This window comes from Paenibacillus sp. 1_12 (assembly GCF_900114475.1).
Taxonomy (GTDB): Bacteria; Bacillota; Bacilli; order Paenibacillales; family NBRC-103111; genus Paenibacillus_S.
In genome coordinates, this window is the sequence record NZ_FOTE01000017.1 from 116,032 (window position 1) to 122,114 (window position 6,083).

Consider the following 6,083-nt stretch of genomic DNA (forward strand, 5'->3'; position numbering starts at 1 on the left):
CAATTGTTGTTCCCTGATAGCTCAGTTGGTAGAGCACTCGACTGTTAATCGAGTTGTCACAGGTTCGAGTCCTGTTCGGGGAGCCATTTATTTAAGGAGAGATACCCAAGTGGCTATAAGGGGACCCTCTGCTAAGGGGTTAGACTGCGTAAGTGGTGCGAGGGTTCGAATCCCTCTCTCTCCGTACATAGCAAGCAATAGGAAACCGTCATATAGAATGGCGGTTTTTTGCTGTGCGCACGTAGAGTTCAGAGGGATTTGAACTCGAGAAGTGGGGGCGTCGAAGCGGCGTTGTATGCCGCGAAGTCTCGCGTACGAAGTCTCGCGTACGAAGTCGCGAGCATCCCACTCTTGTAACGTATTTATAAATAAAACTAAAAAATACTTGTCAACGGCAGAATGTTTAAGTTATAATAAATTTTGTCGCCAAATCGGTGATAAGTAAGTCCTCAGATGATTTTTAATGCGCGGTCGTGGTGGAACGGCAGACACGCTATCTTGAGGGGGTAGTGTCCCATGGACGTGCGGGTTCAAATCCCGCCGACCGCATAATGATTTAAACAAGAAGGCCCTTGATTTTGAAGGGTCTTCTTTTTTTAGTTTATAGTATCAATAATTAACAACATAAAAGACTGAATATTAAAATGATCATAAGGCTTGCATACCTTTTGTATGAAATGAACTTAGTGTAGTTATCTCATTTGTCCTTTCCGTCGTTGGATCGTCCCCAGACAAGGCTGGGTCTCATGGAGTGGAAAGCGTTATAGATTTGCAAGATTGATGCCTGTCCTAAAATGGGGCGAGCCGTCTTAATGGTACCTGGGAAATCCATATGGAGCGGCTGAATGTTTTTTCTTTTTAATGAATAGGGAGCAGGCAATCGTGAAAGTTGGCTGCTTTTTGTTGGGGATTCGTATACGTTGATGGTATAATATCAGTTAAATGGATCCTCTAATTGAGTATCATACAGGGAACCAAGTGAGGAGAACGACCAATGGAATTTGCAAGCAAGCTGAAGGAATTACGACAGCAGAGAGACCTTTCTTTACGTAAGCTTGGGGAGAAAACGGGCATCAGCTACTCCATCCTGAATTCGATCGAGAATGGCAGGATACATCCTACCAAAGATATTGTGATTTCGCTTGCCTACGCACTGAAGGTTGAGCATAATGGAGAACTGTTGGCCATTGCCGGATATGCTTCAGAAAGGGAAGGAAACGAGTAACGGACAAACAGATTAGGAATTTTACATTATTAAAATCAAACACCTTCTATCGGAGAGATTATACATGTGTAGTCTGCTTCGTAAAGAGATAGATAGCAAAGGTAGTAACTAAAGATAACTAGCAGGGAGGCAAGGGGGATGGTCATGGAGAACTTACAAAAGGATAAATGCAGCGCATTACGGGACCAGCTTCATCAGCATGTACAAGCGAGTGACGACTTCATTCAAAATATGATAAGTGCTTTGGATGCATTCGAGCGGGAGCCGATATTGCTCGAAAATATAGAGCAGCTCACTCAGGAGAATATGCGATTAAAGCAGGAGATCGTTCGACTTAGGGATATCATTTATAGCAAAGACGAAGGGAATATGTCCAGCAAGCTGCGAGATGCGCTTAGAGAATAGCCGCCAAAATTGAACAATCGGGAGTGACACAGCTAAAAAATGCAATTGCATTTGCCGATAGGTATGAAGTGGGCTTTATTTTTATTATAGGACCATAGGAAGCAGGTGATAACATGGAAATGAATAGTGCATTAGCAGCTGTCAGTAGTGGAGATGCTCTGAAACAAGCCGTTGGAATCGCTTTGTTATCCAAAGTACAGGATACACAAGCTGCACAAACCGCCGTGCTGCTGCAGGACTTTACAGCGGCTCAGCATCCGAACTTAGGTAAAACGTTGGATATTAGAATTTAACTGTCCAACTATTGGGGAATAGGGCTGAGCGTCTGCGATTAGAGGTGCTTGGCCCTTTTATCATTCGGCAGGATACCGTATTGAATCGGCTTCTGAGGGGTCTGCCTGCAGAGCAAGCCTTTCTAAAAGGAATTACCTGCATGTAGTTACGATGCACGCTTTTCACGGAAATGCGGTTTGTTTATACTTATGTAGCAGCATTGAAGAAACCACCAATAGGAAGAGGTTCCCAGTATGCCAAAAAAAGAAAACAAAACGATTATTATCGGCCATCGCGGAGCGGCGGGAGAGGCTCCCGAGAATACGCTCGGCTCGTTCAGACTTGCTGTAGAGCAAGGGGCAGAGGCGTTGGAGCTGGATATCCACGAATCTGCGGATGGAGCACTGATCGTATGCCACGATGCCACGGTGGACCGCACAACCAATGGACACGGTTCGATCAGTCGTATGACGCAAGAGGAGCTGCAGAAGCTGGACGCAGGCGGCTGGTTTTCACCTCAGTATGTGGGAGAGAAGCTCCCTCTATTAGAAGAAGTATTTACGCTTATACCGCAGGATATCCTCATTAATATAGAAATCAAGTGCGCATACAGTACCCGACTGGAGCACCGTCTACTTCAGCTTCTGCAGCAATATGACCGCCTGCAGAACGTCATCATATCTTCGTTTGACCACAAAATATTAGTTCGTCTGAAGCAAGCCGAGCCTGCACTCAAAATGGGTCTGCTGTATGTGGCTAATTTCCAAAATCATCGGAAGATGGCGGAATCCACAGGCATAGAGGTATTCTCACTCCATCCTCAATATCGCTTGATCGAAGCTGAGGACGTACAGGATGCGGTTCAAAACGGTTTATTTGTGTATCCCTTCACGATTAATGAGGAAGAAGAGCTGCGCAAGGCATTGAATGACGGCGTATCCGGTATCATTACCGACTTTCCAGGAAGATTGAAGACACTGCGGGATGTCCGTTAAGCTTGACAACGGAGTGGCAGGCTTAATCATTTGGATTTCGTAAGCGGAACTCCAATTTGGCAGCGCAAATAAGGGCTTTCCCAAACCGATGTGGTTATGAGGAGAGCCCTTATTTGCTCATACCGGATAAACAGCATTAATTCAGCAGATGTCGATATGCACTGTAGTCGATCTGCTTTTTGTCCAGGTAAGAGGTTAAGCTATTGTAATCGCGTTTGGGAGTAGCTAGAATGTATCCTTCGATACAATGCTCCCGAGTGATCGAGGTTGCGTTGCTTTCCAATGCGAGTTGTGCGATCCGTGCAGCAATCGAGTGGCGCGCTATATCCCGGAACGGCGAAGGCACAGGATCGACGAGCACATCCAGCAGAGCCTTGGACTCATCGGTCCAAAGGTGGCGCGATGTTTCTACATAATGATTTTGCCAATCAAGCTTGGACTTACCATCCGCCTTCGGCAGTACCTTCATAAATTTGCGGAACATAAAAAAGCCGCCAATTGACATAAACGTGATGAGCACGAAAACCCAAAATAATATAAACCACATAAACCATGAATTCATCGTAATGGTCACCTCATGCTTAGTATAACTTATTTTATCGATCATCAAAAGTGTTCTTGGGACGCTCATTGTGACATTTCACTTGATATTTCTAGATTTATTGGTCCAATCCTAGTAAAATGGGGAGGTGTGAAAAATAAAGGAGATGAATCCTGCGATGCCCAGAATAGGTTCCCACGTATCGTTTTCAGATAAAGGATTGTTGAATGCTGCGACAGAGGCTGTAACCTATGGCTCTTCGACGTTTATGATTTATACAGGTGCCCCGCAAAATACACGCCGTAAGCCAATCGAAGAGCAGTATGTCGAAGAAGGCAAGGCTGTGATGGACAAGCATAACATGGGTGAGATCATTGTACATGCACCCTATATTATTAATTTGGGGTCTTACAAGGAAGACACGTTTGAGCTAGCGGTTCGCTTTTTGCAGGAAGAAATTCGCCGTACCGATTATTTAGGTGTCAAACAAATTGTACTGCACCCTGGCGCTTATACGGATATGGACGCAGAATTCGGTTTGAAACGGATTGCTCAAGGACTGAATGAAGTGCTTGAAGGCGTCAAGGATACGAATGTAAATATCGCTTTAGAAACCATGGCAGGCAAAGGCTCGGAGCTCGGACGCAGCTTTGAAGAGCTTGCAGCGATCATCGGTATGGTGAAGGATAACGGGAAGCTGTCCGTCTGTATGGATACGTGCCACATTCACGATGCTGGCTATGATATCATCAACAACCTGGACGGAGTGCTGGAGCATTTTGATAAAGTCGTCGGGCTGGATCGCATCGGTGTAGTGCATCTGAATGACAGCAAAAATCCGAAGGGAGCAGGCAAGGACCGTCATGCTCCTGTTGGGGCAGGCTGGATTGGATTTGAAGCGATGAACCAAATTGTTCACCACGACAAGCTAAAGCATTTGCCGCTTATTTTGGAAACACCGTGGATTGGCAAAAACGATAAAACGCAGCGGCCGATGTATGAAGCGGAAATTGCTTTGCTGAGCGGCAATGCGGAGCAGCGCTTTGGTGGAGAGTTTTTGGAAGATGTTGAGCGCTTGTCCCACTTCTTTGCGAAACGGGATATCGAGCACCGGGATTTCGTCCTGAATACCTGGGAGGTATTGAAGACCGATGTCAAAGCGAAAAAGGCTGACGGACGCGAGCCGATGGAACGGCTGTATGATACAGTAATTGAGGAAAACTTGTTCCCAGAGCTGAACGAAGAACAGATCAATCAACGGATCACGGGCTGGTTCTCAACTTCTAAGTAAACGATCCAGCCTAACAAATGAAATGATAAGGAGCTAAGTTGTATTATGACACCGAATATAGCACCAAAAGGAAATCGAGATGATTTAAAAAATCGCGCCAGGATGCTAGTGGCTTGCCCGGATCAGCCGGGAATCGTTGCCGCGGTTTCGCAATTTTTATATGAGCACGGAGCGAACATCGTTCAGTCCGATCAATATACGATAGATCCGCAGGGAGGAATGTTCTACATTCGGATCGAATTTGATCTGGATAATTTGGACGGACGGCAGGAGCAGCTGAGAAACGAGTTTGCCAAAGTAGCGGAGCGCTTTAGTATGGATTGGACGATTAACCGTGCAGGACGCAAGAAGCGTCTGGCTATCTTTGTTTCCAAGGAGGATCATGCTTTGCTTGAGCTGCTGTGGCAGTGGCAGGCTGGAGATCTGGAAGCGGATATTGCGATGGTTATCAGCAATCACAATGATCTTCGTGGGTTGGTTGAATCGTTCGGGATTGCTTATTACCATATTCCGGTAACCGCTGAGACGAAAGCTGAGGCCGAGCGCAGACAGCTGGAATTGGTCATGGATCAAGTGGATGCTGTGGTGCTCGCAAGGTACATGCAGATCATTTCACCCAAATTTATAGAACACTTTACGAATCGGATTATTAATATTCATCATTCATTTCTCCCGGCCTTCGTTGGTGGCAAGCCTTATGCGCAGGCTCATAATCGTGGTGTGAAAATAATTGGGGCCACCGCACATTACGTAACCGAGGAGCTTGACGGAGGTCCGATTATCGAGCAGGACGTTCAGCGCGTCAGTCATCGTGATAACGTTGACGATCTGAAACGGATTGGCCGCCATATTGAGAGAATTGTGCTGGCACGCGCCGTTTCATGGCATGTAGAAGATCGGGTTATCGTGCACGGCAACAAAACCGTCGTGTTTAATTAAAAGCAGTAAGCAGAAGTCCGCAACATAGGCGGGGACCACCCAAAAATGGAAAAGAGACTGTACCTTATTTTGATATGCTCCCCAAATAGTAGACAGGTGAAATATTAAAAACCTGATGCTATGAGGGGAGCATTTTTATGTCTGGGGAACCATTTCAGGCGACAGAGAAACTCGCCATTATCGAAGAGATTGAACGTGGTGAACTTGGCATCATGGCTGCTACGTACAAATATGGAATATCAAAGACAACCTTGGTTAAGTGGCGACGCCGTTATGAAGTCTATGGCATCGAAGGATTAGAGGTTCAAAAGGGAAACCGCACCTATTCCGTTGAACTGAAGCTTCAAGCAGTGAAGGATTACCTGGAGGGGGAGTTATCTCAGTACCAGATTATTGACAAATACAAGATTGCAA

At 45.9% G+C, this 6,083-nt stretch carries 8 protein-coding genes and 3 tRNA genes; 10 read left to right on the forward strand and 1 reads right to left on the reverse strand.

Annotated features, from left to right (window positions below; all coding sequences use genetic code 11):
• The first annotated feature begins 10 nt into the window (after window positions 1-10).
• The 7 genes from BM210_RS27050 (at window position 11) to BM210_RS27080 (ending at window position 2,898) form a co-directional block, all read left to right on the forward strand.
• Window positions 11-86 (forward strand) — tRNA-Asn (locus BM210_RS27050).
• Window positions 87-95: 9 nt separating this feature from the next.
• Window positions 96-184 (forward strand) — tRNA-Ser (locus BM210_RS27055).
• A gap of 283 nt (window positions 185-467) precedes the next feature.
• Window positions 468-549, forward strand: a tRNA-Leu gene (locus tag BM210_RS27060).
• Between the two features lie 445 nt (window positions 550-994).
• Window positions 995-1,225 (forward strand): helix-turn-helix domain-containing protein, encoded by a 231-nt coding sequence (locus BM210_RS27065; RefSeq protein ID WP_091175359.1) that lies wholly within the window; start codon window positions 995-997, stop codon window positions 1,223-1,225.
• 144 nt (window positions 1,226-1,369) lie between these two features.
• On the forward strand, window positions 1,370-1,630 hold the full coding sequence (locus tag BM210_RS27070) for a hypothetical protein (RefSeq protein WP_143101102.1): 261 nt from the start codon (window positions 1,370-1,372) through the stop codon (window positions 1,628-1,630).
• A 113-nt stretch (window positions 1,631-1,743) separates the two neighbouring features.
• Window positions 1,744-1,923, forward strand: a complete 180-nt coding sequence (locus tag BM210_RS27075; RefSeq protein ID WP_091175362.1) for a YjfB family protein — start codon at window positions 1,744-1,746, stop codon at window positions 1,921-1,923.
• 234 nt (window positions 1,924-2,157) lie between these two features.
• Entirely contained in the window at window positions 2,158-2,898 is a 741-nt protein-coding gene (locus tag BM210_RS27080) for a glycerophosphodiester phosphodiesterase (protein WP_091175363.1), read from the forward strand.
• Window positions 2,899-3,034: 136 nt separating this feature from the next.
• Here BM210_RS27080 and BM210_RS27085 read toward each other — a convergent pair whose 3' ends face one another.
• The gene (locus BM210_RS27085) at window positions 3,035-3,460 is read right to left on the reverse strand and encodes a DUF2621 domain-containing protein (protein WP_091175380.1); all 426 of its coding nucleotides are present in this window, start codon (window positions 3,458-3,460) and stop codon (window positions 3,035-3,037) included.
• A 157-nt stretch (window positions 3,461-3,617) separates the two neighbouring features.
• Here BM210_RS27085 and BM210_RS27090 point away from each other — a divergent pair, with 157 nt between their 5' ends.
• The 3 genes from BM210_RS27090 to BM210_RS27100 all read left to right on the forward strand — a co-directional run.
• Window positions 3,618-4,730: a deoxyribonuclease IV gene (locus BM210_RS27090; RefSeq protein WP_091175365.1), complete on the forward strand. Its 1,113-nt coding sequence runs from the start codon at window positions 3,618-3,620 to the stop codon at window positions 4,728-4,730.
• 45 nt (window positions 4,731-4,775) lie between these two features.
• Window positions 4,776-5,669, forward strand: a complete 894-nt coding sequence (gene purU / locus BM210_RS27095) for a formyltetrahydrofolate deformylase (RefSeq protein ID WP_091175367.1) — start codon at window positions 4,776-4,778, stop codon at window positions 5,667-5,669.
• 137 nt (window positions 5,670-5,806) lie between these two features.
• The coding region (locus BM210_RS27100; RefSeq protein ID WP_143101074.1) for a helix-turn-helix domain-containing protein at window positions 5,807-6,083 on the forward strand (277 nt) is incomplete at its 3' end.